The sequence below is a fragment of the Rhodococcus sp. ARP2 genome (genome assembly GCF_001029585.1).
Taxonomy (GTDB): Bacteria; Actinomycetota; Actinomycetes; order Mycobacteriales; family Mycobacteriaceae; genus Rhodococcus_F; species Rhodococcus_F erythropolis.
The window spans coordinates 86,594-102,949 of sequence record NZ_LEKE01000089.1; the positions used below are offsets into that span (position 1 = coordinate 86,594).

General features: G+C 61.0%; 15 protein-coding genes. 7 read left to right on the plus strand and 8 right to left on the minus strand.

The features are described from left to right. Positions 1-1,575, minus strand: coding sequence for an NCS1 family nucleobase:cation symporter-1 (locus ABX74_RS24320; protein ID WP_047889863.1), 1,575 nt, complete (start codon positions 1,573-1,575; stop codon positions 1-3). A gap of 107 nt (positions 1,576-1,682) precedes the next feature. Continuing rightward, positions 1,683-2,408 carry a GntR family transcriptional regulator gene (locus tag ABX74_RS24325; protein WP_047889864.1) on the minus strand — a complete coding sequence of 242 codons (726 nt, stop codon included), beginning with the start codon at positions 2,406-2,408 and terminating at the stop codon, positions 1,683-1,685. 197 nt (positions 2,409-2,605) lie between these two features. On the opposite strand from ABX74_RS24325, the gene ABX74_RS24330 reads away from it, so the two are divergent. Next, the gene (locus ABX74_RS24330; RefSeq protein WP_047889865.1) at positions 2,606-4,939 is read left to right on the plus strand and encodes an ATP-binding protein; all 2,334 of its coding nucleotides are present in this window, start codon (positions 2,606-2,608) and stop codon (positions 4,937-4,939) included. Between the two features lie 88 nt (positions 4,940-5,027). Further along, positions 5,028-7,388 carry an ATP-binding protein gene (locus tag ABX74_RS24335; protein WP_047889866.1) on the plus strand — a complete coding sequence of 787 codons (2,361 nt, stop codon included), beginning with the start codon at positions 5,028-5,030 and terminating at the stop codon, positions 7,386-7,388. On the opposite strand, the gene ABX74_RS30055 is transcribed toward ABX74_RS24335, so the two are convergent. Beyond that, the gene (locus ABX74_RS30055) at positions 7,363-7,635 is read right to left on the minus strand and encodes an OB-fold domain-containing protein (RefSeq protein ID WP_082148550.1); all 273 of its coding nucleotides are present in this window, start codon (positions 7,633-7,635) and stop codon (positions 7,363-7,365) included. The genes ABX74_RS24335 and ABX74_RS30055 overlap by 26 nt on opposite strands. Before the next feature lie 154 nt (positions 7,636-7,789). Beyond that, the gene (locus ABX74_RS24340; RefSeq protein WP_020970571.1) at positions 7,790-8,329 is read right to left on the minus strand and encodes a C40 family peptidase; all 540 of its coding nucleotides are present in this window, start codon (positions 8,327-8,329) and stop codon (positions 7,790-7,792) included. 299 nt (positions 8,330-8,628) lie between these two features. Between ABX74_RS24340 and ABX74_RS24345 the strand changes: the two genes are divergently transcribed. Next, positions 8,629-9,522 carry an alpha/beta fold hydrolase gene (locus tag ABX74_RS24345; RefSeq protein ID WP_189637351.1) on the plus strand — a complete coding sequence of 298 codons (894 nt, stop codon included), beginning with the start codon at positions 8,629-8,631 and terminating at the stop codon, positions 9,520-9,522. On the opposite strand, the gene ABX74_RS24350 is transcribed toward ABX74_RS24345, so the two are convergent. Beyond that, positions 9,461-10,927, minus strand: coding sequence for an MFS transporter (locus ABX74_RS24350; protein WP_223257995.1), 1,467 nt, complete (start codon positions 10,925-10,927; stop codon positions 9,461-9,463). The genes ABX74_RS24345 and ABX74_RS24350 overlap by 62 nt on opposite strands. 203 nt (positions 10,928-11,130) lie before the next feature. Here ABX74_RS24350 and ABX74_RS24355 point away from each other — a divergent pair, with 203 nt between their 5' ends. The 4 genes from ABX74_RS24355 to ABX74_RS24370 all read left to right on the plus strand — a co-directional run bounded on the left by ABX74_RS24355 (position 11,131) and on the right by ABX74_RS24370 (position 14,364). After that, entirely contained in the window at positions 11,131-12,027 is an 897-nt protein-coding gene (locus tag ABX74_RS24355; protein WP_047889867.1) for a LysR family transcriptional regulator, read from the plus strand. Positions 12,028-12,061: 34 nt separating this feature from the next. After that, positions 12,062-12,367, plus strand: coding sequence for a DUF6412 domain-containing protein (locus tag ABX74_RS24360; protein WP_029256089.1), 306 nt, complete (start codon positions 12,062-12,064; stop codon positions 12,365-12,367). Between the two features lie 113 nt (positions 12,368-12,480). Beyond that, a complete protein-coding gene (gene yidC / locus ABX74_RS24365) occupies positions 12,481-13,437 on the plus strand; it encodes a membrane protein insertase YidC (protein WP_047889868.1) in 957 nt (318 codons plus the stop codon). A 51-nt stretch (positions 13,438-13,488) separates the two neighbouring features. Then, positions 13,489-14,364 (plus strand): oxidoreductase, encoded by an 876-nt coding sequence (locus tag ABX74_RS24370; protein WP_047889869.1) that lies wholly within the window; start codon positions 13,489-13,491, stop codon positions 14,362-14,364. Between the two features lie 78 nt (positions 14,365-14,442). Here the strand turns inward: ABX74_RS24370 and ABX74_RS24375 are convergent, their stop codons facing one another. Genes ABX74_RS24375 through ABX74_RS24385 form a run of 3 tightly spaced genes read right to left on the minus strand, consistent with a single transcriptional unit; the run spans position 14,443 to position 16,333 of the window. Further along, on the minus strand, positions 14,443-15,450 hold the full coding sequence (locus tag ABX74_RS24375) for an NADP-dependent oxidoreductase (protein WP_020970567.1): 1,008 nt from the start codon (positions 15,448-15,450) through the stop codon (positions 14,443-14,445). Continuing rightward, positions 15,447-15,875, minus strand: a complete 429-nt coding sequence (locus tag ABX74_RS24380) for an organic hydroperoxide resistance protein (RefSeq protein WP_003939720.1) — start codon at positions 15,873-15,875, stop codon at positions 15,447-15,449. Before ABX74_RS24380 ends, ABX74_RS24375 begins: the two co-directional genes overlap by 4 nt. Beyond that, positions 15,872-16,333, minus strand: coding sequence for a MarR family winged helix-turn-helix transcriptional regulator (locus ABX74_RS24385; RefSeq protein ID WP_047889870.1), 462 nt, complete (start codon positions 16,331-16,333; stop codon positions 15,872-15,874). The genes ABX74_RS24380 and ABX74_RS24385 overlap by 4 nt, the downstream gene beginning before the upstream one ends. Positions 16,334-16,356 lie beyond the last annotated feature (23 nt).

Genomic DNA, 16,356 nt, shown 5'->3' on the forward strand with positions numbered 1-16,356 from the left:
TCAGTCGACCGTCACAGTGTCGGGAGAAGAAGCATTCCGGACAGCCAGGGAAGTGCGCGTGGCGAGTAGGTAGTAGACGGCAAATCCGAGCCCGCAACCGATGAACCAGCTGTACTGCGCTGCGGTGTACATCCCGGTGAGGTCCTTGCCCAGGACCGGGACCATCGCGACGACGGCTCCCACCACGGTGGCGATCACTGCAGCAGGATTGTATCCCTTGCTGTACCAGTAGGTTCCGGTCGGCGACATGCTGAACAGTTCGTCGACGATCACCTTCTGCTTGCGCACGAGGTAGTAGTCGGCAATCAGGATTCCGAACAGCGGACCGATGAAGGCTCCGAGGGTTTCGAGCGTGTAGTGGATGACGTCGGGATTGTTGTAGAGGTTCCACGGGGTGATGAGGATCGAGCCGATCGCCGCGATCATCCCGCCGGCCCGCCAGCTGATCTTCTGCGGGCTCACGTTGGAGAAGTCGAAGGCCGGGGAAATGAAGTTGGCCACGATGTTGATGCCGATCGTGGCGATGGTGAAGGTGAGTGCGCCGAGGACGATGGCGAAGGTGCTGTCGATTCGTGCCACTGTTGCGACGGGATCGGTGATCAGTTCGCCGTACACCGGCAGTGTCAACGACGCCGTGACGACGACCAACACCGAGAATACGAGGAAGTTCAACGGCAAACCGAGGAAGTTGCCCTTCTTGACTGCAGCGAACGACTTCCCGTAGCGGGAGAAGTCACCGAAGTTGAGCATCGGTCCGGAGAAGTACGAGACAACCAGAGCGATCGCACCGAGCATGACCGGCACGGCGTCGTAACCGGAGTATTTGACGTCGCCGAGTGTGAGATCGACAGCGCTCCAGCCTGCCTGGTAGATGAGGTACCCGCACAGCATGAACATCACGACGTACACAGCCGGCCCGCAGAAGTCGATGAAGCGGCGGATCGATTCCATGCCTCGCCAGAAGACGCAGGCCTGAAGTACCCACAGGAGCATGAAACTTCCCCAGCCCAGTGCGGAGAGTCCGGCGAATCCGTAGTCTTCGACGACGGCATACGGTGCGAGTGACGGAAAGAGTTTGATCAGTACGACATCGAGGGCTGCCGAAGCGAGGAAGGTTTGAATCCCGTACCAGGCCACGGCAATCAGGCCACGAATGATTGCCGGGATGTTCGCGCCGAGGACACCGAACACGCTGCGGCAGATCACCGGATACGGTACGCCGGTAACTTGGCTGGGCTTGGCGACGAGATTGCAGAAGAAGTAAACGATCGTGATACCGACCAGCAGGGCGACGAGTACTTGCCAGCTGGCCAATCCCAGTGCGAAAAGACTACCGGCAGTGACATATCCGCCGACGCTGTGTACGTCGGACATCCAGAAGGCGAAGATGTTGTACGACGACCAGGTCTGCTTGCGAAGCGGCGCCAGATCCTCGTTGGTCAAACGAGGGTCGTAGCCCGGTTTGATCAGTCCGCCGCCGACCGGGTGGCCCGCGGCTTCGACGAGGTCGGCCGAGCCGGTTTCCTTTGGGGGAGTTGGGGCAGTGGTCGTTCGGGACGGAAGAATGTCGGTCATGACAGCTCCTGTGCATCAGTGCAGGAAATCAGCGGACAGTGCACGAGCTCTCAGCGTCAGTGATGAAAACTGTGTTGAGAGAAAGGTATCGACGCTGTGTTGCACAGCTATTGCGCAATCGGTATATCTTTCTCGGCCAGTAGGCCGGTGTCTGTCGGCAGAGTCGCGATCACGGTGTTGAGTCGGCGATGATGGATTTCGGAAGCACTCAGAAGAGCGGCTGCGTCCCGACGCAGGAATGCGTCCAGCATCGCGGTGTGATCGGAGTGCAGAACCCGGCGATCGACGCCGGCAACATGGACCATCGGCTGTACCGGTTCGGTGATGTTCCAGGCAGCTTCGAACATGTGCAGAAGTCGAAGCATTTGCGACGGTCGGGTCAGTGCGAGGTGAAAGTTTCGGCTCTCACAGTGATAGGACTGAGAGTCGTCGTAGCGCAACGCGATCTCCAGACGGGAATTCACCTCGACGGCGTGTTCGTGATCCTCTTCGGTGGCCCGCTCGACGGCGACGGCCAATGCAGCTGATTCGAGAGTTTCGCGGACGATGTACATCTCGCGCAGTTCTGCCGGCGTCAACTGAGCAACGGTGTAGCCGAATTGGTGGCGGTGGTCGACCAACGACTCTCCGACCAGGGTCTTCAGCGATTCCCGCACTGGTATTCGGCTGACCCCGAACACATCAGCCACGTCGCCGAGAGGGATCGGGGTACCCGGAGGCGCCGAACCCGACAGAATCACTCGGCGCAGTTCGTCGAGGATCGTTTGTTGTGGACTGCCGGGAGCATCGATTACCAGTTGCGTCAGTAGTACCGATCTACGGCGCGGTGGCATGTCGGTCTCCCTTCTCGTCGCTGCCAGGGTAGAAATCCGTTGTTTCGGGCGCGTGACACCGGCATGGCCGTCGTGAATCGCATCTGTGAGGGGCCGTCATTTCGACTGCGATGACGAAGCACAAGTGAGCGCTGCTCAGGGCGACGAACACGGGGGTAGCGTTGATTTGTAGTGGTTGGCAGAAAGCGAGTCGGTCGATGGCATCCGTTGTGCGATCAGAAGCCGACCAGCGAGTTGTCGGCAACTTGCCCTTGGAGCTGACGAGTTTTGTCGGCCGACGGCGTGAGTTGGCCGAAGCCAGAAGATTGTTCGAGTCGTCCCGTTTATTGACGCTCACCGGTATCGGAGGTGTCGGCAAGACGCGGCTCGCGATCCGGCTTGCGAGTGCGCTCCAGCGGGTGTTCCGAGACGGCGCGTGGTTGGTGGAGTTGGGGGAGCAGACGGATCCAGAACTCCTCGAGGATTACGTCGCCGTGATTTTGGGGGTGCGGCCGGTGTCCTCGTCGGACCCGCTGCACACTGTGATCGACTACTGCTCCGATCGCAGTCTGCTGTTGGTACTCGACAACTGCGAACATCTGGTCGATGCCGTCGCTCTGTTTGCCGGTGCGATCCTACGGCGATGTGCCGGTGTCAAGATCTTGGCGACGAGCAGAGAATCGCTGGGAATGGGCGGTGAGGTGACGATGCGCGTTCCCTCGCTCACCACGCCGCAGCAACAGCCGCGCGAATTCGAGGGACTTGCCCAGTACGAATCCGTGTCGTTGTTCACCGAGCGTGCGGCTTCAGTCGTCCCCGGTTTCACCCTCACTGAGGAGAACAAGCGCGCCGTTGCTCATATCTGTCACGACCTGGATGGACTCCCGCTTCCGATCGAGTTGGCGGCCGCTCGCCTGCGCGGTATGTCGGCGGAGCAGATCATGGATCGGCTCTCGGATCGTTACCGCCTTTTGACTTCTGGTGGACGCGACGTACCGAGTCGTCAGCAGACTCTCCGATTGTCGATCGATTGGAGTTACGACTTGTGCTCGCCTCCGGAGCAGCAGCTGTGGGGTCGGCTGACCGTGTTTTCCGGCGGGTTCGAGCTTGACGCAGCCGAGGGAGTGTGCGGGCAGGAATCGAGTTCGACGGAAGTGCTCGATCTCGTCACTGCGTTGGTCGAGAAATCCATCCTCATTCGTGAGGAGATCGACGGCACCGTTCGCTATCACCTGCTCGACCTCCTGCGGGAGTACGGACGAGAGAAGGCCGAGTTCTCGAACGACTACGTGGAACTTCGACGGCGCCAACGTGATTGGTTCGAAGCGCTGGTTGTTCGTGCGGAAGCCGAGTGGATCAGTGACCGGCAAGCAGCGTGGATCGCACGGCTGGGTCGTGAACAGCACAACGTCTACGACGCGCTGGAGTTTTCGATTTCCACTGCCGGGGAGGCGCGATCTGCAACGCGAATGGTCGGTGCGTTGTACAGATTCTGGCTTTCTGGTGGATTGCTTGTGCAGGCACGGTATTGGACGGATCGAGCTCTGAATACAGAGGATCGGGAGCTCGACCCGTTCCGCGTTGATGTCTTGGCCATCGACGCTGTGAATCACGCGATGCAGGGGGAACTCGAACGGGCACAAGCGCTGGTCGACGAGAGTTGGCACCTGGCGAATGCCTTGGCGGACGTACGCTCACGCGGTCTCGCGGCATGGGGTGACGGATACGTCGATACGTTCAGAGGCAACTTCGATACCGCTACAGCCAAGTTGGAATCCGCGTTGACGCTGTTTCGATTGGACGAAAATCTGCTGCATGTGGTGATCGGCCTGGACACCCTGGGGATCGCGTACTTTCTTTCCGGGGCCCTCGATCGCTCGGTGGAGTGCAACGAAGAGACTCTCGCGATCACCGTGCCCGCCAACGAAGTCATGTTCCAGGCTTTTGCGTTGGGAACCCTCGGGCTCGTGGGCTGGCTCCGAGGTGAATTAGATGACGCACGTGATTATTTGACGCGAAGTCTGAGAATTCTCGATGCCCCGATGAACTCGGCGTGGTGTATCGAACCACTGGCGTGGATTGCTGCAGCGCAACGTGATTGGAAGAATTCCGCGGTTCTGCTCGGCGCGGCAGCCATGTATTGGCAGAAGGTCGGGGGTCGGCTGGCGGGCCTGCCGGGTTTGTCGCCGCATCACGACACTGCGGCAGAGACTGCTCGTAGGGCTATGGGTAAGAGTGCTTTCGACAAGTCGTTTCGCAACGGATTTGTGATGTCCGAGAGTGAAGCTGTCGCGTATGCGCTCGACGAGCGTCGCAGTGTTCCGGGTTCATCGTCAACTGAGGCACCTCACCTGACTCGTCGTGAGCAGCAAGTTGCGGAACTCGTTGCGCGGGGCCTGACCAATCGCGCTATCGCGGAACATCTCGTGATCTCGCTTCGTACGGCTCAGGGTCATGTGGAGCATGTGCTGACCAAATTGGGTTTCACCTCCAGAGCGCAGATCGCGGCGTGGTTCGTGTCGACCGAGCAGGAGACCGACTCCCGAGGCTGAGATCGCGGGCAGTGGTGAGCGCTTCTCGGGTGCAGTTCGCGGGGGTAGCGTTGGTTTTGGAGTGGAATCGCAGAAAGCGAGTCGGTCGATGGCATCCGCTGTGCGTGCAGAAGCCGATCATCGGGTTGTCGGTAACTTGCCGTTGGAGTTGACGAGTTTTGTCGGTCGGCGGCGTGAGTTGGCCGATGCCAGAAGATTGTTCGAGTCGTCCCGTTTGTTGACGCTGACCGGCGTCGGGGGCGTGGGCAAGACACGTCTCGCGATTCGGCTTGCGGGTGCGCTGCAGCGGGTGTTCAGCGACGGTACCTGGTTGGTGGAGTTGGGGGAGTTGTCGGATCCGGATCTGCTCGCGGATTATGTCGCCGTGACTTTGGGGGTGCGGCCGGTTTCGTCGTCTGATCCGCTGCGCGCTTTGATCGAATTTTGCGCCGATCGGAGTCTGCTGTTGGTGTTCGACAACTGTGAACACCTGGTGGATTCGGTTGCCCGGCTTGCCGGGGCGATCTTGCGTCGGTGTGCCGGTGTGAAGATTCTGGCGACGTCGCGAGAGTCTCTGGGTGTGGGCGGTGAGGTGGTGATGCGGGTTCCTTCTCTCACTACGCCGGAACTGCGGGGGCCGCGCGCTTTCGATGGGCTGGCTCGGTACGAGTCTGTTTTGTTGTTCGCAGAAAGAGCTGCGACTGTGGTGCCGGGTTTCGTGTTGACCGAAGGGAACCGGAATGCCGTTGCCCGTATCTGCCACGATCTGGACGGATTGCCGTTGCCGATCGAGTTGGCTGCTGCTCGGCTGCGATCTATGTCGGCGGAGCAGATCATGTATCGGCTTTCTGATCGTTACAGCCTTTTGACTTCCGGTGGGCGTGATGTTCCCAGTCGTCAGCAGACCCTGCGATTGTCGATCGATTGGAGTTACGACTTGTGCTCACCGCGTGAACAACGGTTGTGGGCGAGGCTGTCGGTGTTCTCGGGTGGGTTCGATCTCGATGCTGCCGAGGGTGTTTGCGGGCAGGATTCGAGTTCGACGGAAGTGCTCGATCTCGTCACTGCGCTGGTCGAGAAGTCCATCCTCATTCGTGAGGAGATCGACGGCTCAGTCAGATACCACCTTCTCGATCTACTCCGGGAGTACGGACGAGAGAAGGCCGAGTTCTCGAACGACTACGTGGAACTTCGATGGCGCCACCGTGATTGGTTCGAAGCGCTGGTCGTTCGTGCGGAAGCCGAGTGGATCAGCGACCAGCAAGCTGCGTGGATCGCAAGGCTGGGTCGTGAACTGCACAACGTCTACGACGCGCTGGAGTTTTCGATCTCGACGCCGGGTCAGACGCGATCAGCGACGCGAATGGTCGCGGCGCTGTACCGATTCTGGGTTCTCGGCGGTCGGATCGCTTCGGCGCGGCACTGGGCGGATCGAACCCTGAGAGCTTCCGATGGGGAGCCGGACACTTATCGCGTGGAAATTCTGTGTATCGACGCCGTAGCGCATGGGATGCAGGGTGACCTCGTCCGGGCGCGCGGACAGGTAGAGGAGAGTTGGCGCCTTGCCGAGGTCGTGGGAGATGTACGCTCTCGAGGCTTGGCTGGATGGGCGGACGGATATGTCGACACGTTCAACGGCGAATTCGACACTGACGCCAGGAAGTTGGAGGCTGCCGTATCGCTTTTCCAATCAGCTGAGAATCTAGAGCACAAAGTGGCCGGCTTGATTACCCTCGGGCTCGCTTGCATCTTTACCGGCGCGCTGGAGCGATCGGTGGAGTGTTTCGACGAGTCCCTTGCCATCACCGGACCGCCGCACGAAGTGATGTATCAGGCGTCGGCGCTTAGCAATCTAGGGCTTGTGGACTGGTTTCGAGGTGACCTCGAGCGCGCACGTGACCATTTGGCGCGAAGTCTGCGGGCCACGGCCGCTTCAATGAACTCGGCGTGGTGTATCGAACAGTTGGCGTGGATTGCTGCAGCGCAACGTGATTGGAAGCAATCGGCGGTTCTACTCGGCGCTGCGGCGATGTACTGGCAGAAGGTCGGGAGTCGGCTCGCGGGGCTTCCGATCTTGTCACCCCACCATGACAAGGCGGCAAACGATGCTCAAAAGGCATTGGGTAAGGGTGCTTTCGACAAGCAGTTTCACCGGGGAATTGTGATGACCGAGGGTGAAGCTGTCGCGTACGCGCTCGACGAGCATCACAGAGTCCCGGACACATCGTCGACCGAGGCGATTCGACTTACTCGTCGTGAACTGCAGGTTGCGGAACTGGTTGCGCAGGGCCTGACCAATCGCGCTGTCGCAGAGCATCTCGTCATTTCGCCGCGGACAGCACAGGGGCACGTGGAGCACGTGCTGACGAAATTGGGTTTCACCTCCAGAGCGCAGATCGCGGCGTGGGTGGTATCGACTGCGCAGGAGCGTGACTCGCGCGAGGTCAATGGTTCAGCAGATCGGAGCTGAAGTCCGATTGCAGTTCTCCCCGATCGTCGCCGCACAGGCAGAACACCGGGTACCGCTTACCTAGTTCTCGCCGTTGAAACAATACTCGCAGCGGTCCGGACGCATCCGCGCGCGGGGATTCCGTGAGCAACGTGTACAGCCACGGCCCCTCGTCCAATTCGACGATGGCGAGAACGGTCGTGGGGTCGCCGTGAACCGTTCGCCAGGACGCGACAGTGCCGTCTCCGCAACACCGCGTTACGTCCAACCGCGCTCCGCGACACCTGGTGCAGACCGCGCTCGCGGGGGAGAGGATGGCATCACATTCCGCGCATTGGGGGAGTGTCAAGCATTCGGATCGTGATGAACGGCCCGAATATCGTTGCGATACAAGACTTTTTGTCAAGTTGACGTGATACATGTCAGTAGCGCCGGGCGAGATAGTATGGCATCGAGTCCACGGGTGCGCGTTTGACCGACTCCCCGGACGTCGGGGCGTGAAGGACCTCACCGCCTCCGGCATAGATCCCCACATGTTCCCCGCCGTAGTACAGGACTACGTCACCTGGCTGGAGATCGTCCCGGGAAATCGGAGCTCCGCCGACCGCCTGGTCGTAGGTAGTTCGCGGAATTGAAACGCCCGCTTGTGCATAGGCCCATTGAACGAGGCCGGAGCAGTCGAACGAGTCCGGTCCGGTCGCGCCCCAGACGTACGGTGCGCCGATCTTGGACTCTGCGGCTGCCAATGCGCGGCCTCCATCCGAGGAATCGAAAGCTGACACTTTCGCCGGATTCGTGACGACGGAAACTCCGGCGGTGTTCCAGTCCGGAAGCAAGGGGGCCTGAGCGTTCGCGGTGTCGATACTGACGGCAAGGGTTGTCAGTGAAAGAGCGCCGATGACAAGCGCCCTTCCGAGTGCGTTCTTCGTCGTGCTGGGGCTGGTGAATCGGTGGTGCGACATTTCTCGTGTTGCCTTCGCGTCGGTGCGTCCCGAAGCAGGTATCCGGCTGGGCGTGATCGGGCTTCGGCTTGTGACACACAGCCTGGTTTCGCCTCGACGTGTTCGCGCCGGTCAGTTGGACGGGATGCATACCTGTTTTCGAGTGGCGTGTCGGCAATCGTGACGTCTCGCGAAGTGGCAGAAGAAAGAAGTAGGTACCGATGCAGGTACTACGGTCGTCGCCGCGCCGGTGCGTGCGCGGCAACATCGAGTTCGATACTTCACCCGGAGAAAAACCTCACCTGAACTGGGATTTGATCATGATTGTCTCCGCAAGTCGAACCGATGCATTCATCGAGTGGCGCACCGCCGTGGTCGATTCTCGACCTGTCGACTTCGGCGTCGGTGGGCACGGCGAGACAGTGCTGTTTCTGCACGGTTGGGGGTTGTCCCCTCGCGCCTATGGATCTGCGCTTGCTGCCGTCGTTCACCGGGGATCCAGGGTGATTGCGCCTGCGCTTCCGAGACTTGGCGGTACGGCTGAACTAGACCGAGCCGATCGCAACTTCGAAGGTTATGCGGCGTGGGTGACGCGGTTTCTCGACGCGGCCGGAGTTACCGGTCCGGTGACCGTCGTCGGGCATTCGTTCGGCGGCGGTGTAGCGACAGCAGTGGCGCGGGACTTCCCCACGCGAGTCTCGCGCTTGGTTCTGGTGAACTCGGTTGGTGGTGGCGTGTGGTCGAGTGCTGGTGGTCAGGAGCGCCCGATTCGTGAACGTCCGTGGTGGAACTGGTGTGGGTCGGCGATGGTCGAGGCTGCCGAGTCGGTACACGCTCGCAGAATCCCGCAGTTTCGACTCGACGAGTTCGCGTTCAACGCGCTTCGCAACGCCCGTGGAGTGTGGCAAACGGGCAACCTCGCGCGGACTGCGGATCTCATCGATGCACTCGAAGAGATCGCAGTCCGCGCGATGCCTGTTGTCGTGTTGTGGGGAGCTGATGATCATGTGATTCCGCGAACGAGTTTTCATGCTGTCTGCGCCGCCTTGGGTGATCCCGAGGTTCGCGAGGTTCCTGGCAATCACAATTGGCTTATCGACGATGCGGAGTTGTTCGGCCAGGTGTTGACGGAATCACAGGCCGGACGAGCTGTCAGTGCACCTGTTCTGTCTCCTTCGTTCGTGTTCTGTTCGACCACGCGGATTGCGCAGTGACCAGGCAGCCGGCGATCAGGGTGATGATCGCGATGACGCGCACGGCGCTGTCCGCGCCGGTGGTGAAGGCACTCAGGACGGCGTCGTGAGCGAGGGGAGTGTCGGCCATCTCGAGTCCGTCTGCGACCGTGCGTGGCGCGGCGCCGTCTCCGTCGCGCATCGAGTCGGGCAATGCGCTGATGAAACGGCTGGTCAAGATGGTGCCGATGACGGCGACGCCCAAGGCGCTGCCGAATTCTCGTGCCGTCGCCTGCAGTCCTGAACCGACGCCTGCCTGTTCGAGGGGCAGCGAGTCCGCGATGTCGTGAGTCAATACGGGGAGCGCGGCTGCCGCGCCGATGCCGATGACGACGAGCCACAACGCGTAGGCGAAATAGGGAGTGTGGGCTGTGCTGGTCGACAGCCCGAACATGCCGACCCCGATGAACGCGAACGCTGCCGCCACGGTGATGGTGGAACCCAGACGAGCCGAGATCAGCGGCACGAAGCGAGCACCGAACAGCAGTGGAATGGTCAGCGGTATCACCGCCAGGCCGGTGGTGAGAACGCTGAATCCCTTGGCGTACTGCAGAAATGATGCGTTGACGTAGAACAGTGCGAACAGACCGAAGAACGCGACGGTCATTCCCAGGCATCCCGCGCGCAGCAGAGGAAGGCGGAACAACCGCGGATCCAGCAAGGGTTGCTCGATGCGGAGCTCGACGATGATCCATGCCGCATAAAGCGTCGCCGACGCGACGAATGCTGAGATCACCGTGATGCTGCCCCAACCACTTTCGGGTCCTTCGATGACACCGACCAGCAACCCGAACGTCGCCGCCGTCAGCAAGACGGTTCCGACAGGGTCGAGACCGCGGTGATTTCGAGGGGTGCGAGGAGCGAGATAGGCGACTGCGGCAGCACCTGCCAACGCGATGGGTACGACGGCGACGAACAACCAGCGCCAGGACCCGGTCTGCAGAAGCGCGCCACCACCGACATTCCCTGCCACGCCGCCGAATCCGGTCGACGATGCCCAAATGGCAATTGCGCGAGGACGCTTCTGTGGGGGAGTCGCGTGCATGAGGATTGCGAGGCTGTTCGACAGAACACAGGCGGCTCCGACTCCGGTGACGCAGCGGCCGATCAGCATCACCGCCACTGTGGGGGAACTCGCGGACACGGCGGCGCCTGCTGCGAAGAGGATCAACCCGATGGTCAGCACCCCTTTGCGTCCGAAGCGATCACCGAGTGCCCCGCAGGGGATCACCAGACAGGCGAAGACCGTGACGTAGGAATCGACGATCCATAGAAGCTGCGTCGAGGAAGGATGCAGAGACCCGGACGTCAGGAGCGGAACTGCCAGGTTGATGGCCGCGACGAACGCAATAACGAGGACGGTGACCGCGCACAACGTTGCGAGCACCAATCCTTGTCGCGCGTCCGAGTTCGCCCGACCCTCCGTCGGTATCGAAGTATTTGTGGACAAGACGCACCTCTTTGCGGAAATTTGTTCTATTGCGGGAGTTGTTGATCGACAGCCAATTCGGCTACTGAAACGACAGTAGGGATCTCGGTAACGTGCGTCTACTGCAAAGATTGCAGTAGATAGTTGCGTATGGTGCAACTATGGCGATGGATATGGACCTCAATCTTTTGAGAGTGTTCGACGCTCTGGTAGCGGAGGGCAGTGTCACCGGCGCGGCCGAGCGATTGAACTTGTCGATACCGGCAACCAGTAGGGCTTTGGGGCGTCTCCGGCGTGCGATGGATGACCCGATCTTTGTTCGTGCCGGGCGTGGGTTGGTACCGACGCCCTTTGCGTTGCGTGCAGCACCTCAGGTCCGATCGCTCCTGGAAGGGGCGCAAGGCCTGTTGATCGACCGCAAGAACTTCGAACCAGCAGAGCTCGAGCGGACTTTCGTGATCCGAATCAACGAGGGCACGGCGGCCAGCCTCACCCCGGCTCTGGTCAGGCGTTTCGCGGCGGAAGCGCCGAACGCTGTAATCCGTTGTGTCGGAGAGGGAAACGAGGACGTCGACTCGCTGCGGAACGGTTCGATCGATCTCGATATCGGCGCTGATCCGTTGCCGTCGTCGGATGTGTGCAGTGAGATTCTCTACCGAGAGCGTCATGTGGGCTTGGTATCGAAGTCGTCGCCGTTGGCCCGCACGGCTCAGCCGACATTCGCGCAGTTGTGTGAGCATCCACATGTCTCGACATCCAGACGTGGCCGGACACACGGACCGATCGACGACGCGTTGTCCGCAGTCGGAATGCGCCGGCGGGTGATCGCGGTGGTTGCCTCGCCCGTTGCCGCGACGCTCATGGCGGCCGACAGCGATCTCGTTGCACTGGTGCCGGAAAGGCTCGCCCGATACTTTGCCGCTCGCCTCGATGTCGCCTGGTTTGCGGTGCCGACCGAACTACCGGCCGTCACCATCCACCAACAGTGGCACGGTCGGCTGGACCACGATCCTGCGCACAAATGGCTGCGCAAACAGGTACGTGAGGCAAGCGTCTAGCTGGATTCGGCAGACGTTCTGTACTCTCGCAGTCATGCAACAGCGGAGCACGGGAACGGTGACACGGTCACTGTTGCTGCTTCTGCTGCCGTTCATCGCTCTTCTCGCCGTGCCTCCGCTTGGATCGTCGGGTAGCGCCGCGGTGCTGGGAACTGCGATTGCCGTCTTCGTGGTCGCAGCCCTCGCAACGTCGTCGAAGTACGAACTTCTGCAGCTGTGCGCGGTTTCGGCCACTGGCCCCTCTGATGACGAACGCTGCCTGCGTGGCGCTTTCCGCAGGCAGAGCAGCCCGGACGCGCCCGGCCGTCCACAGCCTCGAGCTCCGGGAATCGGTCTGTAGATCGGCCGTCGGCGGGTGTGAACTCGTCGTAGGTCGGTCAGACGTCTTGCGTCCACGACCATTCCCGCGCTCTCATCTCCTCTGAGCGTGCCTCTCGGTGAGGTTCATTCGTCATGCTCGATTTTGTCTACTACCCCGTGTCCGGAATCCTCTGGTTCTGGCACAAGGTCTTCTCGCTGATCTCCGGATCACCCGACAATGGCGTCGTATGGGCGTTGTCGGTCGTATTTCTGGTCTTCACGCTCAAGGCTTTGCTGTTCAAACCCTTCGTCAAGCAGGTCCGCACCCAACTGGTAATGCAGAAGCTGCAACCTCAGATCAAGGCGTTGCAGAAGAAGTATTCGGGTGACCGGCAGAAACTCACTGTCGAGATGGCCAAGCTGCAGAAGGAACACCACTACAGTCCGTTGCTCGGCTGTCTGCCGATGCTCGTTCAGGCGCCGGTGTTCATCGGCCTTTATCACGTCCTGCGATCGTTCAATCGGACTGGAGCGGCATCGCACGTCCCGTTTCTGAGCCCGACCGAACCGATGTCGGTGGCGGACAACGCGAATACGGCCAACTACTTCTTCAGTGCCTCGGACGTGCAGTCGTTTCTCGACGCCAAACTGTTCGGCGCGCCGTTGTCCGCCATGATTTCGAGTCCGGCAGCGCAACTGGAAGCGTTCGGCGACGTCAGCCGTATCTCCATCATTTTGGTTGCCGTACCGCTGATGATCTTCGCCGCCGTCGCTACACATTTCACGTCGCGGGCGTCCATCGCGCGCCAAGTGGACACCGGAACCGTCAACCCTCAAACAGCGATCATGAACAAGCTCGCATTATGGGTGTTTCCGGTGGGTGTGATCGCTTTCGGTGCTTTCGCGCCCGTGGCGATCCTGCTGTATTTCGTGAGTAACAACTGCTGGACGCTGGGACAACAGCATTTGGTCTACGGCCGGATCGCGGCGGAGCAGAAGGAAGCTGAATCGTCGCCGACACCCGGAGTGACTGCGCCCCCGTTGCCCAGGGTGGCTGCAGCACCGCCGCTGCCGGGTGTAAAGCCGATCCGCGCCAAACGCAAGCGATGACAGAAAAGCGACCCCTCCCTACCGGCGGGTAAGGCACGTACGCTGGAATGCATGACCAAATGGACCGCAGAAGACGTAGTCGATCAGACCGGCCGCACATTTGTCGTCACGGGGGCGAACAGCGGACTGGGTGAGGTAGTCGCACGGGCGCTTGGCAAAGCCGGGGCCGACGTCGTCCTCGCCTGTCGTGACACCACGAAGGCCGACGCCGTGGCCGCCGAGATCGGACCCAATGCGGTTGTCCGCAAATTGGACCTCTCGGATCTGTCGTCGGTACGAGCCTTTGCCGACGCAACGGAGAAGGTCGACGTCCTGGTGAACAACGCCGGCGTGATGGCGGTTCCGTTTCGCCGGACTGTCGATGGATTCGAAATGCAGATCGGCACAAACCATCTCGGGCACTTCGCGTTGACCGGATTGCTGAAGGACAAGCTCACCGACCGTGTCGTGACGATGTCCAGTGCCCTGCATCAGCTCGGAACTGTCGATCTGGACGATCTCAATTTCGAGCGTCGGAAGTACAACCGCTGGTTGGCCTACGGGCAGTCCAAGCTTGCCAATTTGTTGTTCACGTACGAACTTCAACGCAGGCTTGCGGCCTCGGGATCTTCGCTCAAAGCGCTTGCTTCGCATCCGGGATACGCGTCGACGAACCTGCAGGGTCACACCGAGTCGATCCAGGACAAGCTGATGGGAATCGGCAATTCGATCTTCGCGCAGTCCGCGGAGATGGGTGCCCTTCCCGAACTGTGGGCGGCAACCGCGTCGGATGCCTTCGGCGGCAGTTACATCGGACCGGACGGTCCGTTCGAGCAGCGAGGTTATCCGAAGGTCGTGGGGTCGAACAAGAAGTCACACGATTCGAAGACAGCCTCGGGTTTATGGACGCTGTCGGAGAAGTTGACCGGAGTCTCGTTCGGGATCTGATTCAGATATGAAGGTGGCCGCGAACTTCGAGAAGTTCGCGGCCACCTTCATATTCGTTCGAGCCAGATGTTGTTCGGGTTACAGCGTGACAACCATCTTGCCGGTGTTCGCGCCGCGCATCAGGTCGATGAACGCTTGCGGTGCATTCTCCAGGCCTTCGACGATGGTCTCGTCCCACTGAATCTTGTTGTCGGCGAGCCACCCTGCCATGTGGGTGCGGAATTCGCCACCGAGGTGACGGTAGCCGCCTACGAGGAATCCGCGCAGTGTGAGCTGCTTGCCGATCACCAGTGCCAGGTTGTGGGGAGCGGTGGGCTTCTCGGTGGTGTTGTACTGAGCGATGGCTCCGCACAGGGCAATCCGGCCACCCTGGTTCATGGCATCGATGGCGGCTTCGAGATGCTCGCCACCGACGTTGTCGAAGTACACGTCGATGCCCTCAGGGGCGGCAGCGGCGAGCAGTTCGGTGATCGGGCCGTCGTGGTAGTCGAATGCCGCATCGAATCCGAGTTCGAGAAGTCGGGCAACCTTCGCCGGTGAACCGGCGCTACCGATTACTCGCTTCGCTCCGAGCAACTTGGCGATCTGACCGACGAGCGATCCGACGGCACCGGCTGCGCCGGAGACGAATACGGTATCGCCTTCCTTGAACTCCGCAACCGCGGTGAGGCCGGCATACGCGGTGAGGCCAGTCATGCCGAGGGCACCCAGGTAGGCCGTCGCCGGCGCGATGGACGTGTCGGCCGGAGTCACTGCGGATCCGTCGAGGATGGCGTATTCACGCCATCCGAGGCCGTGGACGACAACGTCGCCCACAGCGCGATCAGCCGACTTGGATTCGACGACCTCGCCGACAGCACCACCGTCGAGCGGCGCACCGACCTGGAACGGCGGAAGGTAGGACTTCACGTCGTTCATTCGGCCGCGCATGTACGGGTCGACGGAGATGGCGATGTTGCGGACCAGGATCTGGCCGTCTTCGAGTTCGGGGAGTTCTACTTCGGCGGTGGCGAAGTTCTCCGAGGTGGGCCAACCGTTCGGGCGTGAAGCGAGACGGATTTCCCGGCTGACAGTGGTGGTGCTCATTCGTCGTCCTTACTTACTTCGAGGGTGACCTCGATGTTGCCGCGAGTTGCATTGGAGTACGGGCACACCTGGTGCGCCTTCTCCGTCAGCTCGACGGCCTGATCATGGGGCAGATGGGGGAGTGAAACCTCCAGCGTCACAGCGAGTCCGAAGCCTCCTGCACCGTTGGGGCCGATGCCGACCCGCGCGCCGACTGCGGAATCAGCCACGTTGGCCTTCTCGGCGCGGGCGACCATCTGCAGAGCGGAGTGGAAGCATGCTGCGTATCCGGCGGCAAAGAGCTGCTCGGGGTTGGTGCCTTCGCCACTGCCACCCATTTCCTTGGGAATGGCGAGGCCGAGATCGAGGCGTCCGTCCGAGGTGCGAGCGTGACCGTTGCGGCCTTCGCCGGTGGCAAGTGCTTCTGCGGTGTAGACGATGTTCATGACTTCTTCTTTCCGTCGGAGTGGGCGTTGGATGCTTGAAGTGACTCACCGAGACGAGTGAGAACGTCTCGAAGTTCGGTGAGTTCGTCGTTACTCAGACCAGTGGCGCCTGCGAGCTTGGCCGGGATGTCCTCGGCCTTGCTGCGCAAGGTGGAACCCGCCTCGGTCAGGTGAATCTCGACGCGACGCTCGTCCGTGGTGAGGCGTCGGCGCTCGATGAATCCCAGACCCTCCAGCCTCTTGAGCAGCGGCGACAGAGTTCCGGTATCGAGATCGAGTGCCTCACAGATCTCACGCACGCCCCGGCCGTCTCGTTCCCAGAGTGTCAACAGGACGAGGTACTGGGGATACGTGATTCCCAGGTCGTCGAGCATTGCCCGGTACACGGCCGTAGTGGCCCGCGACGCCGAATAGAGGGCGAAGCAGACCTGGCGTTCGAGAGCGAGTGGATTGGTCACGAGAACAACTGTAGCGCACAGTT